Source organism: Croceicoccus gelatinilyticus (assembly GCF_018398395.1).
GTDB classification, from domain to species: domain Bacteria; phylum Pseudomonadota; class Alphaproteobacteria; order Sphingomonadales; family Sphingomonadaceae; genus Croceicoccus; species Croceicoccus gelatinilyticus.
Window position 1 is genome coordinate 248519 of sequence record NZ_JAHCBF010000001.1, and the last position, 16004, is coordinate 264522.

The 16004-nt window shown below is 62.2% G+C and carries 11 protein-coding genes and 1 tRNA gene; 5 read left to right on the forward strand and 7 right to left on the reverse strand.

Annotated features, from left to right (window positions below; translation table 11 throughout):
* Positions 1-55: 55 nt before the first annotated feature.
* Complete coding sequence (recA, locus tag KIH45_RS01405; protein ID WP_213174650.1) at positions 56-1114, forward strand: recombinase RecA; 1059 nt, start codon at positions 56-58, stop codon at positions 1112-1114.
* 174 nt (positions 1115-1288) lie between these two features.
* Positions 1289-3949, forward strand: coding sequence for an alanine--tRNA ligase (gene alaS, locus KIH45_RS01410; RefSeq protein ID WP_213174212.1), 2661 nt, complete (start codon positions 1289-1291; stop codon positions 3947-3949).
* 21 nt (positions 3950-3970) lie between these two features.
* Here alaS and KIH45_RS01415 read toward each other — a convergent pair whose 3' ends face one another.
* Complete coding sequence (locus KIH45_RS01415; RefSeq protein WP_213174213.1) at positions 3971-5770, reverse strand: cation:proton antiporter domain-containing protein; 1800 nt, start codon at positions 5768-5770, stop codon at positions 3971-3973.
* Positions 5771-5936: 166 nt separating this feature from the next.
* Here KIH45_RS01415 and KIH45_RS01420 point away from each other — a divergent pair, with 166 nt between their 5' ends.
* Positions 5937-7559 (forward strand): long-chain-fatty-acid--CoA ligase, encoded by a 1623-nt coding sequence (locus KIH45_RS01420; RefSeq protein WP_213174214.1) that lies wholly within the window; start codon positions 5937-5939, stop codon positions 7557-7559.
* A 4-nt stretch (positions 7560-7563) separates the two neighbouring features.
* Here the strand turns inward: KIH45_RS01420 and KIH45_RS01425 are convergent, their stop codons facing one another.
* From KIH45_RS01425 to cpdR, 4 genes are all read right to left on the reverse strand, one after another.
* Complete coding sequence (locus KIH45_RS01425) at positions 7564-9186, reverse strand: bifunctional GNAT family N-acetyltransferase/carbon-nitrogen hydrolase family protein (protein ID WP_213174215.1); 1623 nt, start codon at positions 9184-9186, stop codon at positions 7564-7566.
* Positions 9187-9358: 172 nt separating this feature from the next.
* Positions 9359-10585, reverse strand: a complete 1227-nt coding sequence (locus tag KIH45_RS01430; protein WP_213174216.1) for an NADP-dependent isocitrate dehydrogenase — start codon at positions 10583-10585, stop codon at positions 9359-9361.
* Positions 10586-10754: 169 nt separating this feature from the next.
* Positions 10755-10829 (reverse strand) — tRNA-Val (locus tag KIH45_RS01435).
* Between the two features lie 117 nt (positions 10830-10946).
* Positions 10947-11324 carry a cell cycle two-component system response regulator CpdR gene (gene cpdR, locus KIH45_RS01440; RefSeq protein ID WP_213174217.1) on the reverse strand — a complete coding sequence of 126 codons (378 nt, stop codon included), beginning with the start codon at positions 11322-11324 and terminating at the stop codon, positions 10947-10949.
* 259 nt (positions 11325-11583) lie between these two features.
* On the opposite strand from cpdR, the gene KIH45_RS01445 reads away from it, so the two are divergent.
* Complete coding sequence (locus KIH45_RS01445) at positions 11584-12552, forward strand: N-formylglutamate amidohydrolase (RefSeq protein WP_213174218.1); 969 nt, start codon at positions 11584-11586, stop codon at positions 12550-12552.
* 219 nt (positions 12553-12771) lie between these two features.
* Here KIH45_RS01445 and KIH45_RS01450 read toward each other — a convergent pair whose 3' ends face one another.
* Complete coding sequence (locus tag KIH45_RS01450; protein ID WP_213174219.1) at positions 12772-13551, reverse strand: SapC family protein; 780 nt, start codon at positions 13549-13551, stop codon at positions 12772-12774.
* Positions 13552-13694: 143 nt separating this feature from the next.
* Positions 13695-15140 carry an FAD-binding oxidoreductase gene (locus KIH45_RS01455; protein ID WP_213174220.1) on the reverse strand — a complete coding sequence of 482 codons (1446 nt, stop codon included), beginning with the start codon at positions 15138-15140 and terminating at the stop codon, positions 13695-13697.
* Between the two features lie 218 nt (positions 15141-15358).
* Here KIH45_RS01455 and KIH45_RS01460 point away from each other — a divergent pair, with 218 nt between their 5' ends.
* Entirely contained in the window at positions 15359-15823 is a 465-nt protein-coding gene (locus KIH45_RS01460) for a hypothetical protein (RefSeq protein ID WP_213174221.1), read from the forward strand.
* The last annotated feature ends 181 nt before the right edge of the window (positions 15824-16004 follow it).

Consider the following 16004-nt stretch of genomic DNA (forward strand, 5'->3'; position numbering starts at 1 on the left):
GACTGTCATTGCCGATCACCCGATCGGGGGCAATCATGATGTGGAGGCCGGAACGATGGCAGCAAATCTGAAGCTGGTGGACAAGGAAAACAACGTGGATCGGCAAAAGGCGCTCGACGCCGCCCTGGCCCAGATCGATCGGGCATTCGGCAAGGGTTCGGCTATGAAGCTGGGCTCGAAGGAAGCGATGAACGTGGAGGCTATCTCCACCGGTTCGCTCGGTCTCGACATCGCGCTCGGCGTGGGCGGTCTGCCCAAGGGCCGCGTGATCGAGGTTTACGGCCCCGAAAGCTCCGGCAAGACGACGCTCGCCCTGCACGTCATTGCAGAGGCGCAGAAGAACGGCGGCACGGCGGCTTTCGTCGACGCGGAGCACGCGCTCGACCCGGTCTATGCCAAGAAGCTGGGCGTCGACATCGACGAACTGATTGTCTCGCAGCCGGATACCGGTGAACAGGCGCTGGAAATCACCGACACGCTGGTCCGCTCGAACGCGATCGACGTGCTTGTGGTCGATTCGGTCGCCGCTCTCGTCCCCCGCGCCGAGATCGAGGGCGAGATGGGCGACAGCCACGTCGGCCTGCAGGCCCGTCTGATGAGTCAGTCGCTGCGCAAGCTGACTGGTTCGATCAACCGTTCGAAGTGCATGGTGATCTTCATCAACCAGCTGCGCATGAAGATCGGCGTGATGTACGGTAACCCGGAAACGACCACGGGCGGCAACGCTCTCAAGTTCTACGCCTCGGTCCGCCTCGACATCCGTCGTACCGGCCAGATCAAGGACCGCGACGAAGTCGTCGGCAACGCGACCCGCGTTAAGGTCGTGAAGAACAAGGTCGCACCGCCGTTCAAGCAGGTCGAATTCGACATCATGTACGGCGAAGGCATCTCCAAGATCGGTGAAATCCTCGATCTGGGCGTGAAGGCCGGCATCGTGGAGAAGTCGGGCGCCTGGTTCAGCTACGATTCGATCCGCATCGGTCAGGGACGCGAGAATGCTAAGAACTTCCTCAAGGAAAATCCGGAAGTTTGCGAACGTCTCGAAAACGCGATCCGCGGCAAGACTGATGAGGTCGCTGAAGAGATGATGGTCGGACCTGGCGAAGACGACTGATCTTTCGATAGGTTTGTGCCTTGAAGGGGCGGACACGGCACAGGCCGCGTCCGCCCTTTTCATATTCTGGCCTGATCGAGTTATCGCTTGATCGAGCGGGGCGATCTTCGTGACGGGGAATAGTGCGCACGTTCGATCTTGCTGGAAAAGCGCGGGTCGCCTAACTGGCTTTTCATGAGTTCGACCAACGATATCCGCGCCTCCTTCCTCGACTATTTCGGCAAGGCTGGGCACGCCAAAGTCCATTCGGCGCCACTGGTGCCGTACAACGACCCGACCCTGATGTTCGTGAACGCGGGCATGGTGCCGTTCAAGAACGTGTTCACGGGTCTTGAAACGCGCGATCCGCCGCGGGCAACGTCATCGCAGAAGTGCGTGCGCGCAGGCGGCAAGCACAACGATCTCGACAACGTCGGCTATACCGCGCGCCACCACACGTTCTTCGAGATGCTCGGCAATTTCTCGTTCGGTGACTACTTCAAGGAACAGGCGATCGAACACGCCTGGACCTTGCTGACCAAAGAATGGGGCATTCCGGCGGACAAGCTGATCACGACGGTCTATCACACCGATGACGAGGCGTTCGATCTCTGGAAGAAGATCGCGGGCCTCTCCGATGATCGCATCATCCGTATTCCGACCTCGGACAATTTCTGGTCGATGGGTGATACCGGTCCGTGCGGCCCGTGCAGCGAAATCTTCTACGACCATGGCGAAGATATCTGGGGCGGACCTCCCGGATCTCCGGAAGAGGACGGTGATCGCTTCATCGAAATCTGGAACCTGGTCTTCATGCAGTTCGAGCAGAAGGCCGACGGTTCACGTGATCCGCTGCCGAAGCCCTCGATCGATACCGGCATGGGCCTCGAACGCATCGCTGCGGTCATGCAGGGCGTGCATGACAACTACGACATCGACACGTTCAAGGCGCTGATCGCAGCATCGGAAAGCCTGACGGGCGTGAAGGCAGAGGGCGCGACGCAGGCAAGCCACCGCGTTATCGCCGACCATCTGCGTTCGACGAGCTTCCTGCTTGCCGACGGCGTACTGCCTTCCAACGAAGGTCGCGGCTATGTCCTGCGCCGCATAATGCGCCGCGCGATGCGCCACGCACACCTTCTGGGTGCGAGTGAGCCGCTCATGCATCGCCTCGTACCCTCGCTGGTAACCGAGATGGGGCAGGCCTATCCCGAACTCGCCCGTGCACAGGCGCTTATCAGCGAAGTTCTTGAGCGTGAGGAAACCCGTTTCCGCCAGACGCTCGACAAGGGTTTGCGGCTGCTGGACGACGCCACCGGCGACATGGGCGAAGGCGACGAACTGCCCGGCGAAACCGCATTCAAGCTCTACGACACTTATGGTTTCCCCTACGACTTGACCGAAGACGCGCTGCGTTCGCGCGGTATCGGCGTCGACCGCGAAGGGTTCGACGCAGCAATGGCGCAGCAAAAAGCTGCTGCGCGCGCTGCATGGAAGGGTAGCGGCGACGCGGCTTCGGGCGAAGTCTGGTTCGACATTGCAGAGCGTGAGGGCGCGACCGAATTTACCGGCTACACCTCCACCGATGGTGAGGGCCGCGTTGTCGCGCTGCTGGTCGACGGTGCGGAAACCCAGATGGCGGAGGCAGGGCAGGACGTTCTGGTCCTGACCAACCAGACCCCGTTTTATGGTGAGAGCGGCGGCCAGGCGGGCGACGCGGGCACAATCACCGGTTCCAATGATCTGATCCTGAAGGTCAGCGATACGTCGAAGCCGCTCGGTCGGCTGCATGTCCATCATGCGAGGGTCGAGAACGGGACGATCGAGGTTGGCCAGACTGTCCATCTGACCGTCGATGCTGATCGCCGCGATGCGATCCGCGCCAACCACTCTGCAACGCACTTGTTGCACGCGGCGCTGCGCAACCGGCTTGGTGAGCATGTCACGCAGAAGGGCTCACTTGTCGCGGCCGATCGCCTGCGTTTCGACTTCTCGCATCCCACCGCTCTGACAACCGACGACATCGAGGCGATCGAAGCGGAAGTGAACGCTGAAATTCGCCACAACGAGGCCGTCACGACGCGTCTGATGAGCCCCGATGATGCGATCGAGGCCGGAGCGATGGCGCTTTTCGGCGAAAAGTATGGCGAAGAAGTGCGCGTGCTTTCAATGGGCCGCGCAGGTTCGGATACGAAGCCTTATTCGGTCGAGCTATGCGGCGGCACGCACGTCAAGGCGCTGGGCGACATTGCCGTGTTCCGCATTGTTGGCGAGAGCGCGGTGTCCTCTGGTGTGCGCCGTGTCGAGGCATTGACTGGCGAGGCGGCCCGCAAGTGGCTGGTCGGCCGCGAGAATGCGCTGAAGGCGATTGCCGGTGCGATGAAGGCGGCACCAGACGAGGTCGCGGGGCGCGTGTCTGCCCTGATCGACGAGCGTAAGCGTCTTGAGCGTGAACTGGCCGAGGCCAAGAAGGCTCTCGCATTGGCAGAGGCTACGGGCGGAGGTGCGGCATCCGCGCCTGCTGACGAGGATGTCGGCGGTGTGGCGTTCGCTGGTCAGGTGCTGGAAGGCATGGACCCCAAGGAACTTCGCGGCCTGCTTGACGAAGCGAAGAAGCGGCTCGGTTCGGGCGTCGCAGCCATTGCGGCCGTGAATGATGGGCGCGCGGCATTCGCGGTTGCCGTCACCGATGACCTGACCGAGCGATTCAGTGCCGTCGATCTTGTCCGCAAAGGCGTAGAGGCGCTGGGCGGCAAGGGCGGCGGTGGCCGTCCCGATATGGCGCAGGGCGGCGGTCCCGATGGCGGCAAGGCCGATGAAGCGATTGCGGCAGTGAAGGAAGCGCTGGCGGTTTAAACTGCCATTCGCCAAAGCGGCTCAGGCCGCTTCGGCGTCGCCTTTCTTCCCGCTGGCACGATCTGCCAGACTGGTCTTCAGCTTTGGTTTGCGGCTGAGTTCGCCTTCGCGCATGATCTGTTCGCGGTATTCGTCGCGCTTTTCATGGATCGAGGCGATGACGGGGCCCATGGCTACGCCGATATTCACGAGCACCGCTTCCGAGAGCTGCAGGGAGCTCTCAAGCGTTTCCGGCACGGCTTCCGTTGCGCCGGCGCGATAGAGTTCTGCCGCGTGCTCTGTATCACGCGCGCGGGCGATGATCGGCATGTCCGGATAGGAACTGCGCAGCTTGCGCAGCAGGCGGGCGGCCAACACCGGTTCGTCCATTGTCAGAATGATCGCGGATGCCTTCGACAGGTCGATGCGGTCGAGCGCCGGGCCGCGAGCATCGGCGAACATCAGCGGATGTTTGCGAAGGCGTGCGATGTCGACCATTTCGGGATCGGCGTCGATGGCGAGAAAACGCTGACCATGCTTTTGCATCATGTCGGCGATCAGTCGGCCAACGCGGCCATATCCGATGATGATCGCGCGCCCTTCGGACGGATCGCTATCATCGTCCAGCGCAGGAGCCGGCGCAGCATCCACATGACGTGCAACCTTGCGCCCCAGAAGTGCAAGGATCGGCGTGATCGTGAGGCCGATGGCAGTGACGATCTGCCAGAACTGCGCGGTCTGGGGCTGTATCAGCTGCGCCGTGGCAGCCGCCGAAAGTACGATCAGTGTCGTTTCCGAAGGGCTGGACATCGTAATGCCGGTTTCGACCGCAGTGCCCCGCCGCGCGCCCATCATCCGTAGAAGTCCGCCGGTGACCAAGGCTTTGACCAGCAAGACACCGGACACGGCCAAGGCGATCGGCCAGGCATTTGCCGCGATCACGCTGAGGTCCACGCCCATCCCGACGGTGATGAGGAAGATGCCGAGGGCAAGGCCCTTGAACGGGGCGGTGATGCCTTCGACTTCGGTGTGGTACTCGGTCTCTGCAATCAGCAGACCCGCGATCAGTGCGCCGACGATGGGCGAGAGGCCGACCGCGGCAGTTGCCAGCGCCGAGACGATTACCACCAACAGACTTGCCGCAAGGAACAGCTCGGGGCTCTTGGTCCGCGCGGCCTGTGCGAACAGGCGGGGAAGCATGAAACGCCCGCCGATCATCAGGACGATGACGGTAAGGCCGCCCGTCCAGATCGTATGCCAGAGACCTTCCATCCCGTCGCTGGCCGCATAAGGAGCCATTGCGCCCAAGAGGAAGATGATCGGGACAATGGCGATATCCTCGAAGAGGAGCATCGACAGTGCGGCCTTGCCCACCGGGCTCTTGGTACCGGAAATCGGCAGAACCAGCGCGGTCGAGGACAGCGCGAGCGCGAGGCCGAGGCCCATTGCGCCGGTCCAGTACTGTCCCATCGTCATCAATGCGAATGCGATCAGCGCGGCTGATATCGTCAGTTCCAGTGCGCCGAGGCCGAACACCATGCGCCGCAATTGCCAGAGGCGGTTGAACGACAGTTCCAGTCCGATCGTGAACAGCAGCAGGATGATGCCGAACTCGGCAAAAGGCTCCAGCCCCTGTGGATCGGTGATCGTTATGTATTGCAGCCAGGGATAGTCGAAGACCAGCCTGCCAAGCCCGAACGGGCCGACCAGCATGCCGACGAGGATGAACCCGATGATCGGGGTGATCCGGAACCTGGCGAAGACCGGGATGACGATGCCCGCCGATCCCAGAATGACCAGTGCGTCGGACAGGACGGGTGAGAAATGCAGTTCGCTTGCCATCTGCAGCAAGTCCTACGTTGCAATGCGGCGATTGGCCAGAGGGCGGGGCAGGGTGCGCTCGCTTTGACGGCAAAAAACCTCTTCGCAAGGCAAGAGCATTTGCACACAGCGCCGAACGCGGTCATCTTCCCACGCAAAGACAAGAACATGGGTGAGAGGAGCAAGGATGCTGGGCCTGATGCAGGACTGGCCGCTCACGGTCGACAAGATCCTCGACCGCGCGGCGAGCTATTTCGGCGATACCGAGATCGTTACGCGCCGGACCGACGGGGCGATACACCGATCGAATTACGCCGAAGTCCACACAAGGGCACGGCAGGTTTCAGGTGCGCTGAAGGCGCTGGGCATTGAGGCCGGGGACAGGATCGGGACGCTGGCGTGGAACAGCGAACGGCACATGGAAAGCTGGTATGGCGCGATGGGCATCGGGGCGGTGCTGCATACGCTGAACCCGCGGCTACACCCGCAGCAGCTGGCCTGGATCATCAACCATGCGGCCGATCGGGTGCTGATCTTCGACACCACGTTCCTGCCGCTGGTCGAGGCGGTGCAAGAGCACATCGCGGTCGAGCATTACGTGATCATCGCCGATCCGTCCGAAATGCCGGAAAATCAGCTTGGCGCGATCTGCTACGAAGAGTGGATTGCCGCGGCGAATACCGGCACGCCGTGGGGCGGTTTCGATGAGAACAGCGCCTGCGGGCTTTGCTATACCTCGGGTACGACGGGCAATCCCAAGGGCGTGCTCTATTCGCATCGGTCCAACGTGATTCACGCGATGATGTCGCTGAACAAGGACTGCTTCGATCTGGGCAGCCACGATACGGTGATGCCGGTCGTTCCGATGTTCCATGCCAATGCCTGGGCGCTGGCGTTCGCGGGGCCCATGGCCGGCGCGAAGATGGTGATGCCGGGGCCGGGGCTTGATGGCCGGTCGATCCACGAGATGCTGACCGACGAGCGCGTGACCCTGACGGCTGCGGTGCCGACGCTTTGGCTGGGGCTGATGGAATATATGCGGGGGAATGGCCTCGACCTGCCGTGGCTCATTCGAGTGTGCATCGGGGGCTCGGCGTTGCCTGAGCGTATTCTGCGGGCGTTCGAAGAGGAATACGGGGTCGAAGTGGGCCATGCGTGGGGCATGACCGAATGTTCGCCCATCGGGTCAGTTTCGCATGTCCCTCGCCAGAAGGTCGATGCGCCGCTGGACGAAATACTTCCGCACAAGCTGGCGCAGGGCATTCCCCTGTTCGGCACGGAACTGCGCGTCGTGAACGGCGAAGGCGCGCCGGTAGAAAGGGGTAGCGGGGATTCGGGAAACCTGCAGATTCGCGGGGTCGCCGTAGTCAGCAGCTATTTCGGCGGCGAGGGCGGCGAGATTCTCGACAAGAACAACTGGTTCGACACTGGCGACCTTGCCTCTGTCGACGCAGAAGGCGCTATCCACCTCACCGACCGATCCAAGGATGTCATCAAGTCGGGCGGAGAGTGGATCAGTTCGATCGACCTGGAGAATGCGGTTCTATCACACCCGCAGGTCGCCAATGCGGCCGCTATCGCGATTCCCCACGAGAAGTGGGGCGAGAGGCCGCTGCTTATCGTTCAGCCCGAAGCCGGCCCCGCGCCGAGCGAGGAGGACCTGCGCAGCTTCCTTGACGGGCGCATCGCCAGTTGGTGGATGCCCGATCAGTTTCGTTTCGTCGAAGCGATCCCGCTGGGCGCGACCGGCAAAGTCAACAAGCTGAAGCTGCGCCAGATGTACGCCGACGGCGAGCTCGCCGCCGGCTAACCGTTCAGCCGCCGCCCATCGTTCTGGTGCCGAGCGGGCGGCCACCAGCATCTTCGGCAACGCCTGCCGCATCGCCAGGCTTGCCCACGCGGCCGTCCCATTCGATGCGGTAGAGATCGAAGCGCCGATCGCCCAGGTTGCGCACGGTGCCTTCCGCACGCGCCCATGACAGGTCGGCAAGGTTCACGTCGCTGATCGTCAGGGTCTCGACGTTTTCGCTCGCCTCTGCCGCGATGCCGTCGCGGGCGAAGGGGAAGTCGCAGGGCGTGAGGATGCAGGACTGGGCGTACTGGATGTCCATGTTGCCCACGTTCGGCAGGTTGCCGACATTGCCGCTCATCACCACGAAGCACTGGTTCTCGATCGCGCGGGCCTGCGCGCAGTACCGCACGCGCATATAGCCCTGGCGGCTGTCGGTGCAGAACGGCACGAAGATAATGCGCGCGCCTTCGTCGACGAGGCGTCGGGCGAGTTCCGGGAATTCGCTGTCATAGCAGATGAGCACGCCGATCGGGCCGCAGTCGGTCTGGATCGCGTCGATGCTGTCACCGCCCTTGATGTTCCACCAATAGGCCTCGTTCGGCGTGGCGTGGATCTTCTCCTGCTCGTGGATCGAACCGTCGCGCAGGCAGATATAGGCCACGTTGTGAATGTCGCCATCCTCCATCCGCGTCGGGTGCGAACCGCCGATGATGTTGATGTTGTATTCGAGCGCCATCTTGGACAGCGCCGTGCGGATACGCGGCGTATAGGCGGAAAGCGCCTCGATCGACTCCTGGCTGCTGAGTTCCTGGTCCGCGAAGGACAGTAGGGGCAGAGTGAATAACTCGGGGAAGAGGATGAAGTCCGCTTCGTAATCGGCGGCGACGTCGACGAAATATTCGACCCCGCGCATGAATTCCTCGTAATCCTTCACCGCGCGGGCCTGCATCTGGCAAGTCGCGATGCGCACGGATTCCACGTCGCGCGGAAGGCGGAATTTCTTCGGCTGCTCGCTGTCGACGTAGGGGTTGCGCCAGACCATGTGGACGGCGTTCGCCTTCGATTTCTTGTCCTCGGGCAGATAGCCTTCGAGGATGCCAATCGGCTCGAACCCGTTGGCCAGCTGGAAGCGCAGGACAGGGTCGTGGATCTTACCTTCGACCACCTTGTTCAGGTAATCTTGGGGGTCGGTCACCTTGCGGCGGTTGCGGGTGTAGTTCGGCATGCGGCCGCCGAAGACGATGCCCGAAAGTTCGAGCCATTCGGCCAGCGCGCGGCGTTCCTCGTAAAGGCGGCGCCCGATGCGCGTACCGCGCACCTTGGGGTCGACGCACATTTCGTAGCCGTAGAGCCAGTCGCCGTTCGGAATATGCCGTGAACCGAAACCGTTACCGGTGATCTCGTCCCAGGTATGCGCCCGCATGGCCATCGCCTTGGTGACACGCATCGTGGCGCAATAGCCGACCAGCTTGCCGTCGAGCTTCGCGACGAAGCAGCCTTCGGGATAGTTGTTCATCTGGCCGCGAATTTCGCCAAACGTATAGGCGGGCAGATCCTCGTAGGCGCGGCGGACGAGGGCGGCGATGGCGGATACGTCCCGGGCCTCGGCTTGACGGACTTCGAGGCGTGCTCGCGTATTGGCCATGTGTGATCGGCTCCCGATTAGCAAAAGTTAAGATGGTCCCCAGCCTTCCGAACGTGCGGGCGGCTGGGCCGTTCCGCGCATCGCACCAAAGTTGCAGGCCGCGGATACGAAAACACCGGCAACGCCATTGGCGCGCCGGTGCTTTCTCGATGTCAGATCGACGTCGTCAGGATCAGGCCCAGGCCTGCATTTCCTTCTCGAGGCCTTCGACGATGGCTTCGAAGAACTGCTCGGTAGTCATCCAGTCCTGCGAGGGGCCGATGAGCAGCGCGAGGTCCTTGGTCATCTTGCCGTCCTCGACGCACTTCACGCAGACGCGCTCAAGCGTTTCGGCGAACTTCACGACGTCCGGCGTGTTGTCGAACTTGCCGCGGTACATGAGGCCGCGGGTCCATGCGAAGATCGAGGCGATCGGGTTGGTCGAAGTCGCCTTGCCCTGCTGGTGCTGGCGATAGTGGCGGGTGACGGTGCCGTGGGCCGCTTCTGCTTCGACGGTCTTGCCGTCGGGCGCCATGAGGACCGAAGTCATCAGACCGAGCGAGCCGTAGCCCTGTGCAACCGTGTCCGACTGAACGTCGCCGTCGTAGTTCTTGCAGGCCCAGACGAACTTGCCCGACCACTTGAGCGCCGATGCGACCATGTCGTCGATCAGTCGGTGTTCGTAGTGGATGCCGGCTTCCTTGAACTTTTCGGCAAAGCCTTCGGTGTCGAACACTTCTTGGAACAGGTCCTTGAAGCGGCCGTCGTAGGCCTTCATGATCGTGTTCTTGGTCGACAGATAGACCGGCCAACCGAGGCCGAGGCCGTAGTTGAACGATGCGCGTGCGAAGTCGCGGATCGATTCGTCGAGGTTGTACATCGCCATCGCGACGCCCGAGCTTTCGAACTTGTAGACTTCGAGGTCGAGATCGCCCTTGCCGTCTGCGCTGTCGAAGACGAGGCGCAGGGTGCCGGCGCCCGGGATCAGGGTGTCGGTTGCGCGATACTGGTCACCGAAGGCGTGACGGCCCACGACGATGGGGTCGGTCCAGCCGGGAACGAGGCGCGGCACGTTGTCGATGACGATCGGTTCGCGGAAGACGACGCCGCCAAGGATGTTGCGGATCGTGCCGTTGGGCGAACGCCACATCTTCTTGAGATTGAACTCTTCCACGCGGGCTTCATCCGGCGTGATCGTGGCGCACTTCACGCCGACGCCGTGTTCCTTGATCGCGTTGGCGGCATCGACAGTGATCTGGTCGTCCGTCTCGTCACGCTTTTCGACCGAGAGATCGTAATACTTCAGGTCGATATCGAGATAAGGCAGGATCAGACGCTCGCGAATCCACTGCCAGATGATGCGGGTCATTTCGTCGCCGTCGATCTCGACGACCGGGTTCGCTACCTTGATCTTCTGCATAGAGCTCGTTCTCTCGATTGTTTTCTAGAGGGAGAGCGCGCTTGGTCGGCGCGCAGGAACTTTCGCGCGCCTCTTAGCAAAGCAAGAGGCGAGCGCAAGGCGCGACGACGAGTTCTAGCGGAATGTCGAGGGTATCAGGCGCGGTTTGAAGAGGCGCGCCGGGAACCGATGGTGGGCGTAGCAAGGATTGAACTTGCGACCCCTACGATGTCAACATAGTGCTCTACCACTGAGCTATACGCCCACACCATCGGTTCCACGCGGGCCGGAAATCAACGCTTCCGGCTGGCAGGCGCTGCCCAATAGCGATCACTTCGCGCGGGGGCAACCCTGTTTGAGCAGCCTTCGAAAAAATGTTTCGTTACAGGTTCGCGTTCACCATCGAACCGTCGAACAGACGCTCCACTTCCAGCACGAGATCGCGCAGGTGGAAAGGCTTTGACAGGACCTTGGCCTGCGGCGCTTCGCGGCTGGCCTTCATCGTGACGGCGGCAAAGCCGGTGATGAACATGACTTTCGTGGTCGGCGATACTTGCGCGCAGCGCTGTGCCAGTTCGATTCCGTCCATCTCCGGCATGACGATGTCGGAAAGCAGAAGGTCGAAATGTTCCTCGGTCAGAAGGGGAAGGGCGTGCGTGCCCCGGTCGACAGCCACGACTTCATACCCGGCGTTTTCCAGCGCGCGGGCAAGATACGTGCGCATCGAATCTTCGTCTTCGGCAAGCAGGATGCGAATCATGATGCTATCGATAACCCCGTCTATTCCGGCGCGTAAAACCCGGTCCGGCAGCCCTGTGGATTGGTCCGATCAATCTGACAAAGGCGGCGCCGGCTGGCAAAGCGTCGTCCAACAGGGGCAACTGTATAACAAAATGGTTTAATTTTTTCACGTTTTCCAAGCCTGTTCGGGTTTGAAACAGGGGAAATCGGTCGCGACGCGGGCAAATGGGCTGCGGCGGCATTGACGGCGGGGGCGCGGGTGGTCAGCCTGCCTTGCGATGGATGACCCGCGCTCGACCCCGCCTGCCGCAATGCCGATAAAGGGCGTTGTCAGTGGCGGATCGATTCCCGGAAGTTCTCGTCCGGCCTTTACGCTCAGCCGTGCAGAAACGGTATTGCCGGTGCTGATCGCAGTGCCCCACGCGGGGCGGGCTTATCCGTCCGACCTGATCGAGAAGATGCGAGATGCCGGAGAGGCGCAGCGAAGACTGGAAGACCGCTTCGTCGATCTCGTCGCGCGCGAGGCTGCGGCGGCCTGTTCCACGTCCCTGCTGATTGCCCATGCGCCGCGGGCGATGCTTGATCTCAACCGGGATCCGGACGACCTCGACCTCTCGATGTTCACTGCCAGCGAGGCGGAGAAGGCGGTCATGCGGCGCAAGTTGCCGCGCGGGTTGGGGCAGACTTCGCGTTCCTTGCGCGGTCTTGGCCTGTTTCCGCGTCGTTTGCCCGGCGTTGGTGAATTGTGGCGCGGGCCGATGGTGCCGCAGGACGCGAACCGGCGAGTCGCGGCAATCCACGCGCCTTATCACGACGTGCTCGGCCAGACGCTGGCGCAAATGCAGGAGGCGTGGGGCGAGGTGCTTCTGCTGGACTTGCACTCGATGCCCGATCTTCCCGCCCGGACGTCAGGTGCGCCGCCAGCGACTCATGTTGTCGGTGACAGGTTCGGCGCTAGCTGCCGCCGTGATCTGGTTGCGACTGCGATCGACGCACTGGATCGGTCAGGCCTGCAGGTAGCTTACAACCGGCCCTATGCGGGTGGATACGTGCTCGACCGGCACGGGAATCCGCGCAAGGGCGTCCATGCCATCCAGCTCGAGATTGCACGCGGCGAATATCTCGATTCGGATATGCAGCCAGATGCTGCACGGGTTTCCGTTCAGGCAGGTATTGTCGCAGAAGTCGTCAGTGCCTGCGCGGCGGTTCTGACCGGACGGGCAGACTGGCCGCTCGCCGCAGAGTAGCGCACATAAAAAACCACCCCGTGATGAACACGGGGTGGTCAAGGTTCAGGGAGGTTGACGCACGCTAATGCGTCAGTCCGGTGGGCCATGAGGGAAGCCTCACCAGAACTACCTTCAAACTAGGGGATTCTGTTGCCTGTTGCAAGAGTGCATCACGCAAGAAATATTTTTGCAGTGCGGTAAATGTCCGGCGAATCGAGGGATTCGCCGGACAGAATTTTACACGTTGGCCGTTTCGGCTTCCTGCGAGACCGGGCCCTGACCCATGCCGACCTGGCGCGAGAAGATTTCGCGCATGAGGTCGAGCGAGAGCAGGTGGCAGGTGACGAGGGTCAGCAGACCGCTCTGGTTCCACTGGCGCAGGACGTCGCCGCGCACTTCCTTCAGCTTCTCCTGGTTCACCATCGAGAAACCGCGGTAGATGAAGGGCTGCTGGCCTTCGCGGCTGATCGACACTTCGCCGTCCATCAGCAGGTCATGCTTTTTCAATTCGTCGATGAAGGCCTTCGTCTTCATGCCGGCCTGTTCAAAGTTCTCGTTGAACTTCAGAACGTTCTGCGTCGCTTCGCTCGGCTGACCGTCAGTGAAGAGAGCCTGGCCGTCCTCGAACTCGCCGACAAGACCGCTCGATGGGTCGAAGCACAGCGAGAGCTGTTCGCTGTCGGGCTGCAGCTTGGCAAGGAGGAACGGATAGCGGCGGGCATAGGCCGGGACGTAGCAATCGCGCGTCATCGTGCCTTCGGAATCGAAGAACGTGTTCACGCCTTCGTTAAGGCCCATGAGAGCGAGCGGAACGGGGTTGTCGCCCGACGAGAAGATGATCGGGAAGTAACGCTGTGCGAGCGGGAATTCCTCGACCGTCAGGGGAACCGCGTGCTCGTTGGCGAGCCACGGAGCCTTGTCGGTGGTGCGGGCGCTGAAGTTGCCGTGCTGGTTGCTGTTCAGCGGCTGCAGCGACTTGTAGAAAAGCGGAAGATTGGCGTTCGGCGCGCTGGCCATGGTCTCTCTCCGGAAAAGGAAATCTGTAAAAATCGGGTGATGGGTGTTCGCCGCCCCCCAACGGCAATCAGGGGCGCTTTAAGCCCTCGCGCACGCGGGCGCAAGGCGCGCTACGGGCGAAATGCGGCACACCGGTGCCTGGATCACACCAGCTTTCCGGGATTGAGCAATCCATCGGGATCGAGCGCCGCTTTCACCTTGCGCATCACGGACAGTGCGACCGGATCATGCGTGTCGCGCAGCGTCTGCAACTTGTCCTGTCCGATGCCATGTTCGGCCGAGATCGAGCCGCCCCATTCCGTGACGGTGCGATAGACACGCATGCTCAAATCCTTGCCGGTCTCTCGCTCCCAAGTCGGGCCGTCTGCACCGGCAGGCGCGATGACGTGAAGATGCACGTTGCCGTCGCCAAGATGACCGAAGGCGGCGACCTCGTGGTCGGGATGCGTGGCGTGGACCGATTCGCTGATCGCGTCGATGAATTCAGGCATCTTGGAAACAGGCACCGAAATGTCGTGCTGCATCGCCGGACCCTTGGCGCGTTCGGCGGGAGAGATCGTCTCGCGAAGCTGCCAGAACGCTTCGGCCTGCGTTTCGTTGGCGGCAATCACCGCGTCGCTGACGAGTTCCGCCTCGAACGCGTCCATCAGGACCTTCTCGACCTCCTCGCCCAGGGCGTCGGCACCTTCCTTGTCGGCCACGAATTCCATGAGCGCGTACCACGGGTGCTGCCCTTCCAGCGGGGCCTGCGCGTCGGGTATGTAGGCCAGCACAGCGTCGAGACACGACTGCGGCATGATTTCGAATCCTTCGAGGGCACCTGCCATCGCGCCTTGGCAATGTTGCATCAGGCGGCGCGCATCCTGTGTTGACGCGATGCCCGCGATCACGACTCGGCGGTCCGCGATGCCGGGTGAAAGCTGGACGACGACGCGTGAGACGATGCCGAGTGTTCCCTCGGATCCGATAAACATCTGCTTCAGGTCGAAGCCACGGTTGTCCTTCTTGAGATGCGAGGTGAGGTCGAGAACCTCGCCGCTCGCCAGCACGACTTCCAGTCCCGCGACCAGCGCGCGCATCACGCCATGGCGCAGCACTTGCGTACCGCCCGCATTGGTCGCGACCAGCCCGCCTACCGTGGCAGAGCCTTTGCCGCCAAGCGAAAGCGGAAAGCGCATGTCCTGCGCTTCGGCCGCCTCGTGCAAGGTCTGCAGCACTGCACCTGCGCCGCAGGTTGCCGTCATCGCATCGGCATCAATCGCGATGTCGTTCATACGCCGCGTCGAGAGCAGAATCGCAGTACCGCTGTCATCCGGCGTTGCGCCGCCGACCATGCCGCTGTTGCCGCCCTGCGCGACGATCGGCACGCCATGCTGCGCGCATAGTGCGACAATTCCGGCAAGCTCTTCTGTCGTCGCAGGTTGCGCCAGGGCGCGCGCCGCGCCGTGGTAACGCCCGCGCCAGTCCGTAAGCCAGGGCTCCATGTCGTCAGCTCCGGTGACGAGGCCCTTTTGGCCAAGGATTCGCTGTGCCTCTGTCAGGAATTCGTTCTGCGCGTTTTCGCGCTCGATCGTGCTGTCTTCAGTCATGTCGCTCCTGTGCCACAGCGCGCGTGCTTTGTCTGCGTCCAGTGCGTGCTGTTGGCGGTTCACCACTTATTCAAGCTCGCAGCCTCAATACGGGGCAGGGACAATTCGCGGGCTTGCGAGGGCGGGGGACATTCCCCTACCCAGACCTCATCCGCATCAGGGCAGGAGCACGCGCATTGGGACTGGGCCTGGCTTCATCTTTGGGAGCTTTCTGGCTTGTGCCGCTCGCCTTCGCGAGCGCGTCGACCGATGCGGACTTGCCCGAAGAAGCTGAAATTCCCTTCGAGATGGTGCAGCGCCAGGTGGAAGCACAGGTTCGCCAGCGCGTCATCATTCGCATAACTCCGCTCAGCCGCATGAGCCCACCGCCCGCTGCCGATGTCATGGTCGAACGGCCCCGCCAGCGTGCGAGCAAGGACATGGAGCGCTGTATCCCGATCAAGGATATCGCAGGCGTCAGGCTGGGGCAGGGGCGGCAGTTGTTGCTCTACATGCGCGACCGCCGCGTCGTCGGCACCAGCCTTGACCGATCATGCCAAGTGAGCAGCTTTTACTCCGGATTTTATGTCGAGCGGCCTGACGACGGGATGCTTTGCGCTGGGCGTGAGGCGCTTCACGCCCGTTCGGGTGCCGACTGTATGCTCGGCTCATTCCACGAGGTACAGCCCGGCGAGGACGATTGACGCGGCAATGTAATGCCGTTTTCCCGGTGCAAACCTTGACTTTTTCCGCTTTCTCGCCATAGCGGCCCCTTGGTTCGCGCCATGGCGGTTCGGACCTTGCGCCGGACAGTCCCGGCCCGCCACCGCACCGGCCCTGCCGCGCGGTATCGGACCAACGGGATCGCTGGCGGATTTCCGTTAG

Excerpts from the sequence above, each read along its gene's own strand:
- recA (WP_213174650.1), top strand. The coding sequence starts at position 56 with ATGGCAGCAAATCTGAAGCTGGTGGACAAGGAAAACAACGTGGATCGG.
- alaS (WP_213174212.1), top strand. The coding sequence starts at position 1,289 with ATGAGTTCGACCAACGATATCCGCGCCTCCTTCCTCGACTATTTCGGC.
- KIH45_RS01415 (WP_213174213.1), bottom strand. The coding sequence starts at position 5,770 with ATGGCAAGCGAACTGCATTTCTCACCCGTCCTGTCCGACGCACTGGTC.
- KIH45_RS01420 (WP_213174214.1), top strand. The coding sequence starts at position 5,937 with ATGCTGGGCCTGATGCAGGACTGGCCGCTCACGGTCGACAAGATCCTC.
- KIH45_RS01425 (WP_213174215.1), bottom strand. The coding sequence starts at position 9,186 with ATGGCCAATACGCGAGCACGCCTCGAAGTCCGTCAAGCCGAGGCCCGG.
- KIH45_RS01430 (WP_213174216.1), bottom strand. The coding sequence starts at position 10,585 with ATGCAGAAGATCAAGGTAGCGAACCCGGTCGTCGAGATCGACGGCGAC.
- cpdR (WP_213174217.1), bottom strand. The coding sequence starts at position 11,324 with ATGATTCGCATCCTGCTTGCCGAAGACGAAGATTCGATGCGCACGTAT.
- KIH45_RS01445 (WP_213174218.1), top strand. The coding sequence starts at position 11,584 with ATGGATGACCCGCGCTCGACCCCGCCTGCCGCAATGCCGATAAAGGGC.
- KIH45_RS01450 (WP_213174219.1), bottom strand. The coding sequence starts at position 13,551 with ATGGCCAGCGCGCCGAACGCCAATCTTCCGCTTTTCTACAAGTCGCTG.
- KIH45_RS01455 (WP_213174220.1), bottom strand. The coding sequence starts at position 15,140 with ATGACTGAAGACAGCACGATCGAGCGCGAAAACGCGCAGAACGAATTC.